Source organism: Bradyrhizobium sp., assembly GCF_035701725.1.
Taxonomy (GTDB): domain Bacteria; phylum Pseudomonadota; class Alphaproteobacteria; order Rhizobiales; family Xanthobacteraceae; genus Bradyrhizobium.
On record NZ_DASSRP010000324.1, the window covers coordinates 1 to 16,834 of the forward strand.

18 protein-coding genes are annotated in these 16,834 nt (G+C 62.9%); 9 read left to right on the top strand and 9 right to left on the bottom strand.

Annotated elements, in window-relative coordinates; all coding sequences use genetic code 11:
- From VFL62_RS19420 to VFL62_RS19450, 7 genes are all read left to right on the top strand, one after another.
- The coding region (locus VFL62_RS19420; RefSeq protein ID WP_325174003.1) for an ABC transporter substrate-binding protein at positions 1-604 on the top strand (604 nt) is incomplete at its 5' end.
- A gap of 39 nt (positions 605-643) precedes the next feature.
- On the top strand, positions 644-1,432 hold the full coding sequence (locus VFL62_RS19425; protein ID WP_325174004.1) for an ABC transporter ATP-binding protein: 789 nt from the start codon (positions 644-646) through the stop codon (positions 1,430-1,432).
- A 74-nt stretch (positions 1,433-1,506) separates the two neighbouring features.
- On the top strand, positions 1,507-2,265 hold the full coding sequence (locus VFL62_RS19430; RefSeq protein ID WP_414644777.1) for an ABC transporter permease: 759 nt from the start codon (positions 1,507-1,509) through the stop codon (positions 2,263-2,265).
- A gap of 2 nt (positions 2,266-2,267) precedes the next feature.
- Entirely contained in the window at positions 2,268-3,257 is a 990-nt protein-coding gene (locus VFL62_RS19435) for a 2-hydroxyacid dehydrogenase (RefSeq protein ID WP_325174006.1), read from the top strand.
- A 50-nt stretch (positions 3,258-3,307) separates the two neighbouring features.
- Complete coding sequence (locus VFL62_RS19440) at positions 3,308-3,964, top strand: protease inhibitor Inh/omp19 family protein (RefSeq protein ID WP_414644778.1); 657 nt, start codon at positions 3,308-3,310, stop codon at positions 3,962-3,964.
- Positions 3,965-4,101: 137 nt separating this feature from the next.
- Positions 4,102-4,455, top strand: a complete 354-nt coding sequence (locus tag VFL62_RS19445) for a YciI family protein (protein ID WP_325174008.1) — start codon at positions 4,102-4,104, stop codon at positions 4,453-4,455.
- 170 nt (positions 4,456-4,625) lie between these two features.
- Positions 4,626-5,927, top strand: coding sequence for an RNA polymerase sigma factor (locus VFL62_RS19450; RefSeq protein WP_325174009.1), 1,302 nt, complete (start codon positions 4,626-4,628; stop codon positions 5,925-5,927).
- A gap of 243 nt (positions 5,928-6,170) precedes the next feature.
- Here the strand turns inward: VFL62_RS19450 and VFL62_RS19455 are convergent, their stop codons facing one another.
- Together VFL62_RS19455 and radC are read right to left on the bottom strand one after the other, a co-directional pair.
- A complete protein-coding gene (locus VFL62_RS19455) occupies positions 6,171-6,296 on the bottom strand; it encodes a hypothetical protein (protein WP_325174010.1) in 126 nt (41 codons plus the stop codon).
- Positions 6,297-6,617: 321 nt separating this feature from the next.
- Complete coding sequence (gene radC / locus VFL62_RS19460; RefSeq protein ID WP_325174011.1) at positions 6,618-7,331, bottom strand: RadC family protein; 714 nt, start codon at positions 7,329-7,331, stop codon at positions 6,618-6,620.
- A gap of 183 nt (positions 7,332-7,514) precedes the next feature.
- Here radC and VFL62_RS19465 point away from each other — a divergent pair, with 183 nt between their 5' ends.
- Positions 7,515-8,708, top strand: coding sequence for an MFS transporter (locus VFL62_RS19465; RefSeq protein WP_325174012.1), 1,194 nt, complete (start codon positions 7,515-7,517; stop codon positions 8,706-8,708).
- Here the strand turns inward: VFL62_RS19465 and VFL62_RS19470 are convergent.
- From VFL62_RS19470 to VFL62_RS19480, 3 genes are all read right to left on the bottom strand, one after another.
- On the bottom strand, positions 8,690-9,262 hold the full coding sequence (locus VFL62_RS19470) for a hypothetical protein (protein ID WP_325174013.1): 573 nt from the start codon (positions 9,260-9,262) through the stop codon (positions 8,690-8,692). The two genes, VFL62_RS19465 and VFL62_RS19470, sit on opposite strands and share 19 nt — an antisense overlap.
- A gap of 174 nt (positions 9,263-9,436) precedes the next feature.
- Positions 9,437-10,261 carry a type I methionyl aminopeptidase gene (gene map, locus VFL62_RS19475; RefSeq protein ID WP_325174014.1) on the bottom strand — a complete coding sequence of 275 codons (825 nt, stop codon included), beginning with the start codon at positions 10,259-10,261 and terminating at the stop codon, positions 9,437-9,439.
- A gap of 161 nt (positions 10,262-10,422) precedes the next feature.
- A complete protein-coding gene (locus VFL62_RS19480) occupies positions 10,423-11,739 on the bottom strand; it encodes a mechanosensitive ion channel family protein (protein ID WP_325174015.1) in 1,317 nt (438 codons plus the stop codon).
- 202 nt (positions 11,740-11,941) lie between these two features.
- Between VFL62_RS19480 and VFL62_RS19485 the strand changes: the two genes are divergently transcribed.
- Positions 11,942-13,738, top strand: coding sequence for a potassium/proton antiporter (locus tag VFL62_RS19485; protein WP_325174016.1), 1,797 nt, complete (start codon positions 11,942-11,944; stop codon positions 13,736-13,738).
- Positions 13,739-13,797: 59 nt separating this feature from the next.
- On the opposite strand, the gene VFL62_RS19490 is transcribed toward VFL62_RS19485, so the two are convergent.
- From VFL62_RS19490 to modA, 4 genes are all read right to left on the bottom strand, one after another.
- Positions 13,798-14,175 (bottom strand): hypothetical protein, encoded by a 378-nt coding sequence (locus VFL62_RS19490; protein ID WP_325174017.1) that lies wholly within the window; start codon positions 14,173-14,175, stop codon positions 13,798-13,800.
- A 141-nt stretch (positions 14,176-14,316) separates the two neighbouring features.
- On the bottom strand, positions 14,317-14,997 hold the full coding sequence (gene modC / locus VFL62_RS19495) for a molybdenum ABC transporter ATP-binding protein (RefSeq protein ID WP_325174018.1): 681 nt from the start codon (positions 14,995-14,997) through the stop codon (positions 14,317-14,319).
- 1 nt (position 14,998) lies between these two features.
- The gene (gene modB / locus VFL62_RS19500) at positions 14,999-15,694 is read right to left on the bottom strand and encodes a molybdate ABC transporter permease subunit (protein ID WP_325174019.1); all 696 of its coding nucleotides are present in this window, start codon (positions 15,692-15,694) and stop codon (positions 14,999-15,001) included.
- An 11-nt stretch (positions 15,695-15,705) separates the two neighbouring features.
- Complete coding sequence (modA, locus tag VFL62_RS19505; RefSeq protein ID WP_325174020.1) at positions 15,706-16,491, bottom strand: molybdate ABC transporter substrate-binding protein; 786 nt, start codon at positions 16,489-16,491, stop codon at positions 15,706-15,708.
- Between the last annotated feature and the right edge of the window lie 343 nt (positions 16,492-16,834).

The following is a 16,834-nucleotide window of genomic DNA, read 5'->3' on the forward strand; positions in this document are numbered from 1 at the left end:
CTCCAAGGAAGGCATCTCGAGCTATTTCCAATGGCTGAAATCCGAGTATGGGTTCAGTGAGGACAGGGTAAAACCGTACACGTTCAATCCGCAGCCATTCCTGGCCGACAAGCACAGCGCGATGCAGGGCTATGTCACGTCCGAGCCATACGCCGTCGAGAAGACCGCCGGATTCAAGCCTGGGGTCATCCTGCTCGCCGATTACGGCTTCAATACCTACTCGACGCTGGTCGAGACCCGTCGCGAGCTGATCGACAAGAAACCGGATCTGGTGCAGCGCTTCGTCAATGCCTCGATCATCGGCTGGTATCACTATCTCTACGGCGACAACGCGGCGGCGAACGCGATGATCAAGAAGTTCAATCCGGAGATGACGGATGAACTGCTCGCTTTTTCGATTGCCCGGATGAAGGAATACGGCATCGTGGATTCCGGCGACTCCTTGCGCGACGGCATCGGCGCCATGAACGATGCCCGCATGGCGAGCTTCTTCGACAAGATGGTGCGCGCCCACGTGGTCAAGCCCGACATCGATTATCGCAAGTCCTATACGCTTCGTTTCGTCAACAAGGGCGTCGGCCTCGACCTGCGGCCGAAGAACTAGGGCCGAAGCGCGATGGTCGATTCGGAGGCGCTTGCGGATATGGACACCGAACCGGCGACAGACGCCGCGGTCAACCTGCGCGGCGTCACCAAGGTCTTCGACAATGGCCTGGCAGCGCTCGGTCCGATCGATCTCGAGGTTCGCCGCGGCGAGTTCGTATCGTTGCTCGGGCCGTCCGGCTGCGGCAAATCCACCGCATTGCGCCTGATCGCCGGCCTTACCGCGCCGAGTTCCGGAACCGTCCGCGTGGCCCAGCGCGCTGCCGCGGCGAACGGCCGCCACGCCGTGGGCTTCGTGTTTCAGGAGCCGACCCTGATGCCGTGGACCAGCGTGCGCGAGAACGTTAGGCTGCCGCTGAAGCTCGCTCGCGTGCCGTCGTCGGCCGCAAAGGCCCGCGTCGACGATGCGCTCGCGCAAGTCGGGCTTTCCGAGTTTGCGGACAGCTATCCCCGCGAATTGTCCGGCGGCATGAAAATGCGCGTCTCGCTGGCGCGTGCGCTGGTGACCGATCCGGACATCCTGTTGATGGACGAGCCGTTCGCGGCGCTCGATGAAATCACCCGCTTCCGTCTCAACAACGATCTTTTGGCGTTGTGGCGCAATTTGCGCAAGACGGTCATCTTCGTCACCCATTCGGTTTTTGAATCGGTCTATCTGTCGCAGCGGGTGCTGGTGATGACCTCGCGGCCCGGGCGTATCGCCAGCGAAATCCGCGTCGATAGCGCAGAGCCGCGCAACGAGGACTTTCGCACCTCGGCCGACTATGCCGGCTATTGCCGCAAAGTCTCGAACGCGCTGGCTCCGGCCTATTCAGGACAGTCGGCATGAGCACGCCGGATCTTTCGCCGCGCTCTGTCGTGCCTCGGCCTGCCGGCAATCACGCCGCGCGCGTCGCGCGTTTCATGTTGCCCATCATCGTGCTCGCCGCCGGGCTCGGCCTGTGGGAATTCGTGGTGCGCGCCAACGATATCAAGCCCTATGTTCTGCCGGCGCCGTCAGCGGTGTTTGTGACCCTGATCCGCGACTGGGGCGTGTTGTCTCAATCGCTTCTGACCACGCTGCTGACGACCTTTGAGGGATTTGCCGCGGCCGCGATCGGCGGCATCGTGCTGGCGCTGTTGTTTAATCTGTCGAAGTGGCTGGAATATTCGCTGTTTCCCTATGCCGTGGTGCTGCAGGTCACGCCCGTGATCGCGATTGCGCCATTATTGCTGATTTATCTGCCGCAAAGCACGGCCGTGGTAGTCTGCGCCTGGATCGTTGCCTTCTTTCCTGTGCTGTCCAACACCACGCTCGGCCTCAATTCGGTGGATCGGAACCTTGCCGGCCTGTTTCAACTTTATCGCGCCTCGCCGCTGCAAACCCTGTGTTTGCTCAAATTGCCGGCCGCCTTGCCCTATATTCTCGGCGGACTTCGCATCGCCGGCGGGCTGTCGCTGATCGGCGCGGTTGTGGCTGAAATTGCGGCAGGCTCCGCCGGCGCCGGATCCGGGCTGGCCTACCGAATCGCCGAATCCGGCTATCGTCTCAACATTCCCCGAATGTTCGCCGCCTTGCTGTTGCTCTCGGCGGCGGGAATTGTCATTTATGGGCTGCTGGCGCTGGCCTCGCATCTGGTGCTGCGGCGCTGGCACGAAAGCGCGCTTGGAAAGGAAAACTAAAAATGTCGGGCGGAAATCTTTCATCGGAAAAAATCGACCTCCTTGTCTACGGGCCGAACAAGCCGATCGTCGACAAGGGTTTTTCCGATCAATATGTGTTGCACCCGGCGGAGACGCGCGCCGATCTGGAGCGCATCAGCCCGGCAGTGGCCCAGAAGATTCGCGGCGCCGCGGTGACCTACTCGACCGCCCGCTGCGATGGCGCCGTGATGAGCATGTTTCCCAAGCTCGAAATCGTGGCGTCTTTCGGCGTCGGTTACGACCATGTCGATGCCAACCATGCGCGTGAGCACAACATCGTCGTGACCAATACGCCTGACGTCCTCACTGAAGAGGTCGCCGATATCGCGATGGGGCTTCTGATCGCGACGCTTCGCGAATTCATCAAGGCCGACCGCTACCTGCGTTCCGGACTCTGGACGACGCAGCAATATCCCTTGAGCGTCGGATCGCTGCGCGACCGCAAGGTCGGTTTCGTCGGCATGGGGCGCATCGGTCAGGCGATCGCGCGCCGCCTCGATGCCTCGCTGGTGCCGGTGGTCTATCACACGCGCAATCCGGTCGCGGGCCTGAGCTATAAGCACTATCCCGACCTGATCGAGATGGCGAAAGCCGTCGATACGCTGATGGTGATCGTGCCCGGCGGTCCCTCGACCGCAAAAATGGTCAATGCCGACGTGCTCAAGGCGCTTGGGCCCCGCGGCGTCATCATCAACGTCGCGCGCGGCTCTGTCGTCGACGAAGAGGCGATGATCGCGGCGCTGAAGTCCGGTGCCATTCTTGCCGCGGGCCTCGACGTCTTCGCCAACGAGCCGGCCGTTCCCGACGAGCTCAAGGCGATGCAGAACGTCGTATTGCTGCCCCATATCGGCTCCGCCTCGGTCGTCACGCGCAACGCCATGGACCAGCTCGTGGTCGACAACCTGAAGGCCTGGTTTGCCGGCAAGCCGCCACTCACCCCGATTGCGGAAACGCCGGTAAAGGGCCGCTGATGAGACCCTGGCCGCGCATCATTGTCGCGGCGGTTTCGGCATCGCTCGCGATGTCGTTGGCGATGGCGCGCTTGGCCCTCGCGCAGGACGCGGCCTCCTTGAAAAAGGACATGGTCGGCCAATGGGAGCTTGCGACGACCGAGCGCAGCAAGACCTGCGTTATCACGCTGAAGGCCGATGCGGCGCCGCTAGGCCTCAAGCTTGAACTCGAACCGAACTGCGCCAAGGCGCTGCCCTTTGCCAAGGACATCGCAGCCTGGAATGTCAAGGGCCTCGACATCGTCCGGCTGCAGGATGCCAGCGGCCAGCCTGTGATCGACTTCACCGAAGTCGAGAGTGGAATCTTCGAAGGCGTCCGGCAGAACGAAGGCGTCTACATCCTGCAGAATCTGGCGGCCGCTCGCTCGCTGGCGAAATCGATGGATCAGATGATCGGCGACTGGGCCATGGTGCGCAACAGTGGCCAGATCGTTTGCGGCCTCACGCTCACCAATACCGATGCCGGACAGGACAATTTTCAGGTCTTCCTGAAACCGAAGTGCGATCCCCTGGTCACGGCGTTTGCGCCCACGCGCTGGCGGCTGGAGCACGGTCAGATGCTTCTGATGTCCGATAAGGGCGAGACCTGGCAGTTCGAGGCCGACGACAATGCGCAGTGGCGGCTGGTCCCCGACAGCGCCGATCCGCTGCTGATGATGCGGCAGTAGGCGGTCCGGCCGGCGGATGTGCCACGCGTGTGAATTTTTTCGGGACCGGTGTCGATTTGCGACTGGTTGGTTCGTCGGCCCATCAGCGAGACCATTCGGGGCATGGTGCCCACGGCTCGCCGTGACGGAGTTTTCACATGCGCTTCATGTATCTGGTGACCCATCCCGGCCCTCCGGGCAATCCGCCTCCCGAGATGATGGAGGCCATGCACAAGCTGGCTGATCGCGAAATCAAGGCAGGCCGCATGCTCGACAGCGGCGGCCTGATGCCGGTCGAGACCGGGGCGCAGGTGCGCATCAAGGGCGGCAAGCTCAGCGTGATCGACGGTCCCTTCGTCGAAGCCAAGGAAGTGGTCGGCGGCTACGCGATCTTCGAGCTTCGCGACAAGGAGGAGGCGTTGGCGATGGCGAGGGAGTTCATGCAGCTCCATCTGGACCACATGCCCGGTTGGGAAGGTACGTGCGAACTTCGCGCTTTCGCCGGCCCGTGACGGGCGGCGCACGGTCCCGCCTGTCGTGATGGCTGGTACCGCCGATCTGAAGTCCGTGCACCACAAGCGGCGAATTCGATCACGGACTTCAGATCGATAAAGCGGTACGAGAATCAATAAGGTTTCCTAGTGCCCATGACTTTCCGAAGTTCGTGAAAGTGGACGCTGCGATGGAGCACGAACTTCGGAAAGTGGGCGCTAGCGATATCCACAATGCCATTGTGGCGGCCTGGCGGATCGAACAGCCCCGGCTCATCACCAGCCTTTCGAAAATGCTGCGTGATGTGCCGCTGGCCGAGGAACTGACGCAGGACGCGCTGCTGGCGGCGCTTGAGCATTGGCCCAAAAGCGGCATTCCGGAGAGACCTGGCGCATGGCTGGCGACGACGGCCAAGCGGCGCGCGCTCGACTATCTGCGCCGTTCCCGGATGCTCGCGCGCAAGCATGAGCAGGTTGCGCGCGAGCTGGAGGCGGAGCAGCAGGCGATGCCCGACCTGGACGCAGCCCTCGATGACGATATCGGCGACGAGATGCTTCGGTTGATCTTCACGGCGTGCCATCCGCTTTTGTCGCAAGAGGCGCGCGTCGCCCTTGCGCTGCGCATGATCTGCGGCCTCACCACCGAGGAAATCGCGCGGGCGTTCCTGGTCTCGGATGCGACCGTTTCGCAGCGTATCGTTCGCGCCAAACGAACGCTTTCGGAGTCCGGGCTGGTCTACGAGAGCCCTCGTGGCGAAGAGCTGTCTGAACGGCTCGCCACGGTGCTCGAAGTCGTCTACCTGATCTTCAACGAAGGCTATACCGCAGCAACGGGCGAGCACTGGTTGCGCCCGCAGCTCTGTCAGGAGGCGCTCCGGATCGGCCGTATCCTGACCTCGATCGCGCCCAGCGAGCCTGAAGTTCACGGCTTGCTGGCGCTGATGGAACTGAATGCCTCTCGAAACGCCGCGCGCACCGATGCGGCGGGCGCGCCGGTCCTGATTCTCGAGCAAAATCGCGCGCTCTGGGATCTGCTGCAAATCCGCCGCGGCATGCAGGCGCTCGCCCGCGCCCGCGAGCTCGGTGGCGCGTTCGGGTTCTATGCGCTCCAGGCGGCCATCATTGCCTGCCATGCGCGGGCCGCAACCGCCGCGGAAACCAATTGGACGCAGATCGCGGCGCTTTATTCAGAACTGACAAAACGCGTGGCCTCGCCGGTCATCGAACTCAACCGCGCGGTGGCGGTCGGCATGGCGGAGGGGCCGGCGGCGGGACTTGAGATCGTCAACCGCCTGGGGGACGAGCCCGCGCTGAAGACCTATCACTTACTGGAGAGCGTGCGCGGCGACTTGCTCTTCAAGCTCCAGCGGTTCGAAGAAGCGAAGACGGCCTTCACGGCAGCGGCCGAACTTGCGGGCAACCGGCGCGAGCGTGAATTCTTGCAGCGTCGTGCCGCGGAGGCAGCCGATAAGTTGGGCTGGCCGACCGAATAATGTCAGAGCGCTGTTAAGTCAGCGCCCGCAACCAACTGGTTGAGCTTGTCGGGAAGAACAACAAAGCCGCCTGATGCAATTTGGTCCATCCAGAGCGAACTGGCCGCTATGTGTAGCGAGCCAAGGGCCGCCTCATCTGCGGCGCGGCCCTTGTGCCTGGATAGGTGCTGACTTGTTTTGTTGAACCCAGCCAATCCAAAGCGCGATAACGTTCGGTCGCGCCAGCGTGCTTTGGTCGCCGGATCAATCGAACAGCACCCTGGTTCGCGCCTCGTTGCGAGCCAATCCGTTGATTTCGGCAAGCGCCATCGCGCTCCTCAATCCTTCGAGCCAGTTCAGAAATTTGTCGATCAGATTTCCAGGGCTCATTGAAAGAGCCGCGCCCCTCATCTGCTCTGCGAGCCGATTCATCATCGATCCCCTCTCATTCGGCAATGAGCTATCCCCTCTCATCCGATGAATCACTTTCTCACGCCTTCGCTAAAGCGCGAAGCGGAGAGTTAATAGATGGTAAATACTGGCGACAACTAGTGGACAGGGTCTGACATTCGCTACCCACCTGCCGCGAGTTTGGAAAGCGAATGTCGGATCCTCACTCCACTAGAAATCTATATTTGCTGGTGGTCCTCTGCTTCTGACATTCGCAAAAGGAGGCCGCGCAGGAGGGATGCGAATGTTAGAATCGGACCACTAGATCAGCCGCATGCCTTTCAAGCTCGCGTGCCCGCCTTTGCCGACGATGATGTGGTCGTGCACGGAAATCCCGAGCGGGTTCGCAATGGCGATGATCGCCTTGGTCATCTGAATGTCGGCCTGCGACGGCGAGGGATCGCCGGAGGGGTGGTTGTGCACGAGGACCAAGGCGGTGGCGGACAATTCCAGTGCACGCTTGATCACCTCGCGCGGGTAGACCGGCGTGTGATCGACCGTGCCGGTCTGCTGCACTTCATCGGCAATCAACTGGTTGCGCTTGTCGAGAAACAGGATGCGGAACTGCTCCTTGTCGGCGAAAGCCATGGCGGTGCGGCAATAATCGAGGACCTCGTTCCACGACGACAGCGCCACGCTGCTCTTGATCCCGCCCTTAACGATACGGCTGGCCGCGGCGGCCAGCAGCTTGAGTTGGGTGATCGAGGCATCGCCGACGCCGTCGATTTCGCGAAGCAAATGTTCCGGCGCGTGAACCACCTCGGCAAAGGAGCCGAACTTCCTCAGGAGTGTCTTGGCGAGCGGCTTGGTGTCGCGCCGCGGCAGTGCTGCAAACAGCGCCATTTCCAACAACTCATAATCGCTGAGCGCATCCGGCCCGGCGTCATGAAAGCGCGCGCGCAGCCGCTCGCGATGGCCGTGATAATGCGGCTTGTCGTCCGGCTTCTCGTTGGCTGGGTCGCTTTCGGCGGGCATCGGCGCCACTGTGCCGTGGCGGGAGAGTTTTGCAACGGATAAGTGCAGTCAAGCTTGAGATGGTGCCCACGGAGCCGTGCTTTGCTCAGTGCTTGAATCGCCCTATATACCGCTCACTCGCCGACCTTTTTGGTAATCAAGAATGGACGTCCCCGCGGGACTCTCCCAAAACAGGAAAAAGACGTGACAACGATCGCCTCCGATCTTCCCGACGATCCATCCTCAATCTCGAGCTGGATCACCTTCCTGCTCGCGCTGTCGTGCGGGCTGATCGTGGCCAATATCTACTATGCGCAGCCGCTGGTCGGGCCGATCGCGGCGGAACTCGGCCTGTCGCCGAAGGCCGCTGGTCTCGTCGTCACCATGACCCAGATCGGCTACGGGGCAGGGCTGTTCTTCATTGTGCCGCTCGGCGACCTCGTCGAGAACCGCCGCCTGGTGCTGTCGGTGATGTCGCTTGGCGCGCTGGCGCTCGCCACCGCGTCATTCGCGACACACACGCTGCCGTTCTTTCTGGCGATGCTCTGCGTCGGCCTCGGCTCCGTCACCGTGCAAATCCTGATGCCCTATGCGGGTCACCTGGCGCCGGAGCAAATTCGAGGCCAAGTCATTGGCAACGTCATGACGGGATTGATGATCGGCATTTTGCTGGCGCGTCCGGTTTCGAGCTTCATTGCCTCGGTGTCCTCCTGGCACACAGTTTATGCGCTGTCGGCAGCGGTCATGGTCTTGCTGACGTTGCTGCTCCGTTACGCGCTGCCCGCGCGAAAACCGCAGGTGCGCCTTGGCTATGGCGCGCTGCTGGCCTCGATGCTGCATCTGGCGCGGACCACACCCGTGCTGCAGCGGCGGGCGCTTTACCAGGCAAGCCTGTTTGCGGCCTTCAACCTGTTCTGGACCACGGTGCCGCTGGTCTTGGCCGGCCCTGACTTCCGGATGTCGCAGAGCGGGATCGCCTTGTTCGCGCTCGCCGGCGTCGGCGGCGCGATCATATCCCCGGTGGCGGGCCGCATCGCCGATCGCGGCTGGACCAGGCCTGCAACCGCGATCGCCATGCTGATGACGACGCTCGGGTTCGGCCTGACGTTGTTGTCCGCGCCAGGTTCGACGCTTGCGCTGGCCGCGTTCGTGATCGCAGCGATTGCGATCGATGCCGGCGTGCAAGGCAATGTCACGCTGGGTTACCGGGCGTTGTTCATGCTCGGCGCCGAACACCGCAGCCGCCTGAACGGCCTCTATATGACGACGTTCTTCCTCGCTGGCGCCTTGGGCTCCGCCATCGGCGTCTGGGCCTATACCCGTGGCGGCTGGCCCCTGGCCGCTTCGATCGGCGGCGTGCTGCCGCTGCTCACATTGATCTATCTCGCGACGGAATGAGAGGCTGCCCGTTCGGCCACGCGTTCGGTGCGGCGCTTGAGATAGAATTCACCGGTGAGACGCCAGGTCTCGCGTTCGTCGGTGGATTCGCGGCTGACCCAATGGAATGAGCCGGCTTCGATCTCCAGAAAACACCATTGGCAGATCGCCCCGTCTGCTTTGCGGTACTCCTGAATGATGTCGCGCCCCACCTGGCGTCCCGTCATGCGATCGTGCGTCTGCCGGACCGGATCGATGAACGTGATCTGCCAGCTGTCGTGCTGCGGATCGTAGATGCGAAGGGTGGTGCCGAACATCTTGTCGGCATCCCCGGGAGCCCGCCCGATCCGCGAGGGCACGATCCAGACGTCCTGAATGGCCCGGCCTTCGAGTGCCCAGCCGAAATGCACTTCCGCGCTGGAATCGAAGCGCTCACCATTGGGGCCATATCGTGTGACCGTTCCGTCCCATGCTCCGACGAATTGTCCATAGAGCATCATCTTGTCGGCCCGGTCACGCGCCGGGCCGTCAGTACCGCACAGCGCCTCGATGAATGAAGAAGACTGGCTTGCCATCGATATTCTCCAGGAGAGATTTCGTTCTCCGGGACAATTTCTCCGCAGATGCCAATCTTTGCTTGGAGAAAGTTGCGCTTGTTGGAAGCCGAGCTTCCTCGCGCCATCGGGGCGCTCGACAGCGGCCCCCGCAACAAGCCGAGGATGCGGAATTTTTCCGCCGGCGCGCGAGGTTTAGGCCGCGACCGGCGGCTTCTCCTGATGGCGCTCCGACAGCGTGAAGATTTCGAAGCCGGTTGCGGTCACGCCGACCGAATGCTCGAACTGCGCCGAGAGCGAGCGGTCGCGCGTCACCGCGGTCCAGCCGTCGGACAGGATCTTCACGTGCGGCTTGCCCAGATTGATCATCGGTTCGATGGTGAAGAACATCCCGGGCCGCAGCGGCACGCCCTCGCCGGGCCGGCCGATGTGAATGATGTTCGGCTCGTCGTGGAACAGGCGGCCGAGGCCGTGACCGCAGAAATCGCGCACCACGCTCATGCCCTGCGGCTCCACATAGCTCTGGATCGCGTGACCGATATCGCCCGTGGTCGCACCCGGCTTGACGGCCGCGATCCCGCGCATCATCGCCTCATACGTCACCTCGATCAGCCGCTCGGCCTTTCGCGCGATCGGCTGGATCGCGTACATCCGGCTGGAATCGCCGTACCAGCCATCGACGATGAAGGTGACGTCGATGTTGACGATATCGCCTTCCTTCAGCGCGCGATCACCGGGCATGCCATGGCACACCACGTGGTTGATCGAGGTGCAGGTCGAATAGCGATAGCCGCGGTACATCAGCGTCGCCGGAAAGGCGCCGTGGCTGAAGGCGAAATCGCGCACGAACTGGTCGATCTCGGAGGTCGGCATGCCGGCCCGGACGATATCGGTCAGCTCGTCGAGGCATTTTGCGACCAGCGCCCCCGCCTTGCGCATGCCGGCAAAACCGCTCGCACCGTGCAGCTTGATTTGCCCGGTTTTGCGCAGGGACGTGTCGGAAGCCTCAACATAACTCATGGGCGAATCGTATCTCGATGGGGAGGGATGATTGAACCTCCTAATTTAGTGATTGGCGCCTGCAGTGCAAGCGATCCTGATGTCCCGATCGGGAAAGTTCGTGCCGTTTGACCGCCAGGACGCGGACTTCCGAACCCGCCACACCAGCGACGGAACCGCGGTCAGTTCGAGACCTCCACGGTGGTATCGACCGGCAGCGCACCGCCGCGAACGCGCAATTCGCGCACCGGGTAGGGCACCCGAATGCCCTCGCGCTTGAAGGCTTCCCAGAGCGCCAGCATGACGTCGCTCTTCACGTTGTCCATGCCGTCCGGGTCTGCGATCCAGAAGGTCAGGGAAAACTTCATGCCGGTCTCGCCGAACTCGGTCAGGATGCAGCCGGGCGGCTTGGACTTGATCGCACGCGGCGCGCCGCTCGCGATTTCGATCGCAAGCTGGCAGACCCGTCTGGGGTCGGATTCATAGTTGGTGCCAAAGAGCACCTTCACCAGCGTGTTCTTGTCGGTATAGGTCCAGTTGGTGACTTTCTGCGTCACCAGATCCTCGTTCGGGATCAGGAATTCGCGGCCGTCGCCGGCGGCGACCGAGATATAGCGCGTCTTCATCGCGCTGATCCGTCCCGAGCTGTCGCCGATGGTGACGAGATCGCCGGGTTTCACCGACTTGTCGGCGAGCAGGATGATGCCACTGATGAAGTTGGCGACGATCTTCTGCAAGCCGATGCCGACACCGACGCCGACCGCGCCCGAAAACACCGCGAGCGCCGACAGGTTGATGCCGACGGCACTGAGTGCGACCGCGATCGCGATCACCATCAGCCCCATCCGGATCATCTTCACCAGCAGCACCTGGATCGAGGGCGTCAGGTCGGCGGACTGGTTGATCCGGCTTTCGGCAAAGTTGCTGGCGATATTGGTGAGCCAGAGCGCGGCGATCAGGATCAGGCCGAGTTTGATGACGAGCAGCGGCGTCAGCCGCAGGCCGCCCAGCACGATGGAAACCGAATCGAGCGCGTCGGCCGCCGGATCGAGCTGGTTGATGACGCTGAGCGCTGCGATCACCCACGCGGTGATCGAGACCAGCTTGACCAGCGTTGCGTTGCGGATGACCGATGTCATGAGACGGATGACCAGCCATGCCAATGCGAGTTTGGCGGCGACCACCAGCATGTAGCTGCGGCTGGGCCAGGTCGAATGGTACATCGCGATCCGTGCCGCGATCACCAGGGCCGCGAACACGATGGTCGTGAAGCTCTCAACCGTCACGTGGGCCAGGCGTCGCAGCGGCAGCGGCCAGCGATTGGCGAGCGAGCCGGCATCGATGCGCGAGCGAAGCGCGGCGCTGGACGCCAGCGCGATGCCGGCCGCGGTCAGGATCAGGCCGAATTGCAGATAGAAGAAAGGGGAAGAAATTTCTGCGCCGACCGAACGCGCCACGGTTCGCAGGTATTCGATGATATCGTTCAAATCCATCGTCAAAATCTCTGTTCGGGCAGGTCGCTACCTGATGGGCGCGTTGATTCGAATGTGCGGCAGATTTTCACACATCAGCGCCTCTAGCGCTATCGCCGCTGTACCTCGAGACGCCATCGCGTCTTGCCGGCCCGTTGTTGGCAGAAATCGGTTGGCGTCGAAGTGAGGCGACGATAAGGATGTGGTCGCAAGGAGTTACACAGGGCCCATGGCCTCTCTCGATTCGGTCAGCATAGCCATCCTGCTCGGTGCGGTCCTGGTCATGGCGGGCATCTTGTCCAGCCTGCTGGCGCTGCGTTTTGGCGCGCCGCTGCTGCTGGTGTTTCTTCTGATCGGCATCGTGGCCGGTGAAGCCGGCCCCGGGCGCATCGAATATGACGATCTGCGCACCACTTATCTGGTGGGATCGGTGTCGCTGGCGCTGATCCTTTTCGACGGCGGCCTGCGCACGCGCTTCCAGAGCATCAAGGCGGTGCTGGCGCCGTCGATGGTGCTTGCCACCATCGGCGTGCTGTTGACGGCGTTGATCACCGCACCGGTCGCCAAATACGTGCTCGACCTCAACTGGACCGAAGCGCTTCTGGTCGGCGCCGTGGTCGCTTCGACCGATGCGGCCGCCGTGTTTCTGCTCGTGCATGCGCAAGGGCTGCGATTGCGCCCTCGCGTCGGCGCGACGCTGGAGGCGGAATCCGGCACCAACGATCCATTCGCCGTGTTCCTTACCTTGATGCTGGTCGAACTGATTTCCGTCGGCGGAAGTTCGGCCGGCCATGTGGCGATGGAGCTTGGCCGCGAGGCGGTGCTGGGGGCGGTCGCCGGTATTGCCGGCGGCAGGCTCGTGGTGCTGGGGCTCAATCGCGTGGCGCTGCCGCAGGGTCTGCACGCGCCGTTCGTGCTGACGGCGGCACTGGTGATCTTCGGCGCTGCGCAGATCGTGCACGCCTCGGGATTTCTCGCCGTCTATCTCGCCGGCATTATCATCGGCAACCGCCCGACCCGCGCGCACAACGCGCTGGTGACGTTTCTCGACGCCGCAACCTGGCTCGCGCAGATCGTGATGTTCGTGCTGCTCGGGCTGCTCGCCTCGCCGCAGCGGCTAGTGGTGAGCATTGGACCGGCTATCATCGTCGCGCTGGTCCTGATGCTGGTGGCGCGGCCGCTTGCGGTGTTCCTGTGTCTGGCGCCGTTTCGCTTCAACTGGCGGGAGAAAATCTTCATCGCCTGGACCGGACTTCGCGGGGCTGTCGCGATCTTTCTCGCCTCGATCCCGATGCTGGTCGGGCTCTCCAAGGCCTACCTGTATTTCGACGTCGCGTTCGTCATCGTGGTCATTTCGCTGCTGCTGCAGGGATGGACGCTGGCGCCCGCCGCACGGCGGCTTCACGTGGCGTTGCCGCGCAGCGAACGCGGCCCGCGGCGCGTCGAACTCGACCTGCCCGGGCAGCTCGAGCAGCAACTGGTCGGCTATCCGGTGCGGCCGAAGAGCCTTTTCTTTCGGCGCGGCCTCACGCCTTCCTGGTCGAAGCCGACGCTCGTGATCCGCGATCAGCACATCCTTTCGCCGCCGGAAGCCGACCCCGTGCGCCCCGGCGATTACATCTATCTGCTGGCGCCGCCCGAGAAAGCCGAGGCGCTCGACCGCTTCTTCGTTGACATGCCGCCGAGTTCGGCGCCCGATCCGCATCTGCTCGGCGACTTCACGGTGTCGGGCGAGCACACGCTCGGCGAACTGGCGGACGTCTATGGCGTCAAGGTGGACGGTGATCAGAGCGGGCTGACGCTGGCCGACTATTTCGACATCCATCTCGACCACGCGCCGAAAGAAGGCGCAACGCTCGATCTCGATAGCATCGTTCTGGTGGCGCGTAGCATCAGCGGGGGAAGGGTGAACGTGATCGGTCTGCGTTTGCCCGAAGATCCGGAGGAGGTGCCGGCACCGCCGCCGCCGCTTCAACTGCTCAAACAGAAACTGGCGAGCTTCTGGTCGTCGGTGGCCGGAATCTAGAAACAGAAAAGGCGTGAGCCGGATTGGCCCACGCCTTCAATTCCCAAAATCTCGCGATATCAGTAGCCGCAGGAATAGCAGCGTGGCGCGACGGGTGCGTAATAGGTGCGCGCGGGCTCGACCATTTCGACGCGCTCACGGACAGCGTATTGCGGCGCGACGCGTTCGTACTCGACGCCTTCCGGTGCGACCATCACAGTCTGCGGCACCATCACGGTGCGATACTGCGCAGGCGTGCGGTGGGCGATAACGCGGCCGGGCTCGACCATCACCGTTTCCTGCACGGTGCGGTACTGCGGCGGAACGTATTGCGGCTGATAGCAGGTGACACAGGGTTGCGGCGGAGCGTAGCAGCCGTAGCAGCCGGCGAAAGCGGTAGTCGGAAGCGCGGCGATGGAAAGAGCTGAAGCAATCAATGCGGCGTAAACGCGAGACATTTGGATCTGTGCCTTTGGGTTGCGATGTCAGCACTCAATAAGCTCGCGAAGACGGCCGTCAACGACAACAACGCATTTACCTTTATGGAGATCATTAACGGACGATCCGGTTTGTACGGAGAAATTTAGGATTTTGGCGCCTCAGCCCGCTCCGTTGGATGCCGGCAATACCTCGCTGCCGCCGAATGCGGTCAGGCGGCCGCGCCGGATGATCGCGATCTGACTCGCGAGCTTGCGCATCTCCGACGCATCGTGGCTGACATAGACCATCGGCACGCCGGTCTCGTCGCGCAGGCGGATCAGATAGGGAAGGATTTCTTCCTTGCGCTCTTCATCGAGCGAGCCGAGCGGCTCATCCAGCAGCAGCAGTCTCGGCTGCGATAGCAGCGCACGGCCGAGCGCCACGCGCTGGCGCTCGCCGCCGGATAGCTTTCCCGGACGGCGATCAAGCAAATGGCCGATGTCGAGAAGCTCGGTAATGCGCCGCCAGAGTGCAACGTCCTCGCGGAGGCCGCTCATGCGCCGTCCATAGTTGAGGTTCTTCTGCACGTCGAGATGCGGAAACAGCCGCGCGTCCTGGAAGACATAACCGATGCGGCGACGATGAACGGCGACGTGCACTCCGGTCGAGGTGTCGTCCAGCGTTTCGCCATCGACCGAGATCGTACCGCGGTCCGGCCGCAACAGTCCCGCGATCATGTTGACCAGCGAGGTTTTGCCGGCCCCAGAGGCGCCGAACAGTCCGGTGACGCGGCCTTCGCTGGCAAAGGCGGCCTCGATCGCGAAGTCGTCGAGTTGTTTGGAGACATCGACCCGCAGCATGTTAATTCCCGTGCAGGCGCAGCGTGGCGCGCCGGGCAAACCATTCGGAGACAATAAGTGCCGCCATCGCGAGCAGAACCGATATCACGACGAGGCGCATCGCGGCGGCGTCGCCGTCCGGGGTCTGAATCAATGCATAGATCGCCGATGAAATGGTTTGCGTCTCGCCGGGAATATTGGACACGAAGGTGATCGTGGCGCCGAATTCGCCGAGCGCCTTGGCGAAGCCAAGCACCATTCCCGCGAGCACGCCGGAGAGCGCGAGCGGCAATGTCACGGTCAGAAATACCTGCCAGGGCGCGGCACCCAGTGTCGCGGCGGCCTGTTCCAGCCTGCGGTCGACGGCTTCGATGGAGAGGCGGATCGGCCGCACCAGCAGCGGGAAAGACATGATCCCGCAGGCAAGGGCCGCGCCGGTCCAGCGGAACGCAAAGACCAGACCAAGATGTTCGGCGAGCCAGGCGCCGACGACACCGCGGCGCCCAAGGCTGAGCAGCAGAAGATATCCGGTGACGACGGGCGGCAGCACCAGCGGCAGATGGATCAGCGCATCGAGCAGCGCCTTGCCCCAGAACTCGCGCCGCGCCAGCAGCCACGCAATCGCGATCGCAATCGGCGTGGCCACCAGCGTTGCGACGGTGGCGACCCGCAGCGAGAGCAGGATCGCCGTCCATTCCGTGGGCGAGATGTCGAACACGCGCAATTCAATCAGGATGAAGGCCGGACCAGGAAGGTGAAACCGTACTTTTCAAATATGCTCTTTGCCGCCTGCGAGTGCAGGAAGGCCAGATAGCCGCCGGCGCTTGCCCCGGCCGAGATGGTGGCGGCGACCGGGTAGATGATCGGCGGATGGGAATCGGCCGGGAAGGTGCCGATGATCTTGACTTGCGGTTCGACCTTGGCGTCGGTCGCATAAACGATGCCAAGCACGGCCTCGCCGCGCGCCACCAGTGTCAGCGCCGCGCGCACGCTTTCGGCCATGGCAAACTTCGGCGCCGCCGCGTCCCACGCGCCGAGCCTCTGCAGCGCCGCCTTGGCATATTTGCCGACCGGGACCGAGGTGACATCTCCGGTCGCGATGCGGCCGCTTCCGGCGAGCTGGGCGAGATCGAAGCCGGCTGCGATCGCGACCTTGTCGATCGATGAATCCTTCGGCGCGATCAGCACGATGCTGTTGCCGAGCAGATTGGTCCGGGTTTCCGCCTTGATGGTGTTTTGCCTGGTGGCGTAGTCCATCCAGTCGGTGTCGGCAGACAGAAAGACATCGGCCGGCGCGCCCTGATCGATCTGCTTGGCGAGCACCGAGCTTGCAGCATAGCTCGCGGTGACCTTGACGCCGGTCCTGGCGGTATAGGCCGCGTCGACCTCGTCGAGCGCATTCTTCATCGACGCCGCGGCAAAGACGGTCAGGCCCTTTTCTTCGGCGAACCCAGGATGTGAGGAAAGCCAGCCCATGATGGCGAGGGCGAAAAGGACTTTGACAAGCCGGGACATGAATGCGCTCCGCGCCCGAACGCAGCGCCTGGCGGCGCGCGAAGTCGGGCCTTGGTCGATCGTGACATGCGACAAGCGAAAGCGCCGTTCCGCCGACCCCACCGGCTTACGGCCGGCGGGAAGTTCGCGTGGAGAAAACAATAACAGGCCGAGGGATCAGGTCAAAGCGCCCAGATGCCCGGTTCGACCCGTAGGGCCGTCACTCCGTCGGCTGGATGGCGACCGATAGCGCGTTCTCACGGGCGCCGCTGATCTGCAGCATGAAGGGGCTCGCCGAAAGATCGAATTTTACGGTCTTGCGGATGCCGTCGCAGTCGGTGGCGCCGCTGAACGCCGTCGGCTT

Excerpts from the sequence above, each read along its gene's own strand:
- VFL62_RS19425 (WP_325174004.1), top strand. The coding sequence starts at position 644 with ATGGACACCGAACCGGCGACAGACGCCGCGGTCAACCTGCGCGGCGTC.
- VFL62_RS19430 (WP_414644777.1), top strand. The coding sequence starts at position 1,507 with ATGTTGCCCATCATCGTGCTCGCCGCCGGGCTCGGCCTGTGGGAATTC.
- VFL62_RS19435 (WP_325174006.1), top strand. The coding sequence starts at position 2,268 with ATGTCGGGCGGAAATCTTTCATCGGAAAAAATCGACCTCCTTGTCTAC.
- VFL62_RS19440 (WP_414644778.1), top strand. The coding sequence starts at position 3,308 with ATGTCGTTGGCGATGGCGCGCTTGGCCCTCGCGCAGGACGCGGCCTCC.
- VFL62_RS19445 (WP_325174008.1), top strand. The coding sequence starts at position 4,102 with ATGCGCTTCATGTATCTGGTGACCCATCCCGGCCCTCCGGGCAATCCG.
- VFL62_RS19450 (WP_325174009.1), top strand. The coding sequence starts at position 4,626 with ATGGAGCACGAACTTCGGAAAGTGGGCGCTAGCGATATCCACAATGCC.
- VFL62_RS19455 (WP_325174010.1), bottom strand. The coding sequence starts at position 6,296 with ATGAGCCCTGGAAATCTGATCGACAAATTTCTGAACTGGCTCGAAGGA.
- radC (WP_325174011.1), bottom strand. The coding sequence starts at position 7,331 with ATGCCCGCCGAAAGCGACCCAGCCAACGAGAAGCCGGACGACAAGCCG.
- VFL62_RS19470 (WP_325174013.1), bottom strand. The coding sequence starts at position 9,262 with ATGGCAAGCCAGTCTTCTTCATTCATCGAGGCGCTGTGCGGTACTGAC.
- map (WP_325174014.1), bottom strand. The coding sequence starts at position 10,261 with ATGAGTTATGTTGAGGCTTCCGACACGTCCCTGCGCAAAACCGGGCAA.
- VFL62_RS19485 (WP_325174016.1), top strand. The coding sequence starts at position 11,942 with ATGGCCTCTCTCGATTCGGTCAGCATAGCCATCCTGCTCGGTGCGGTC.
- VFL62_RS19490 (WP_325174017.1), bottom strand. The coding sequence starts at position 14,175 with ATGTCTCGCGTTTACGCCGCATTGATTGCTTCAGCTCTTTCCATCGCC.
- modC (WP_325174018.1), bottom strand. The coding sequence starts at position 14,997 with ATGCTGCGGGTCGATGTCTCCAAACAACTCGACGACTTCGCGATCGAG.
- modA (WP_325174020.1), bottom strand. The coding sequence starts at position 16,491 with ATGTCCCGGCTTGTCAAAGTCCTTTTCGCCCTCGCCATCATGGGCTGG.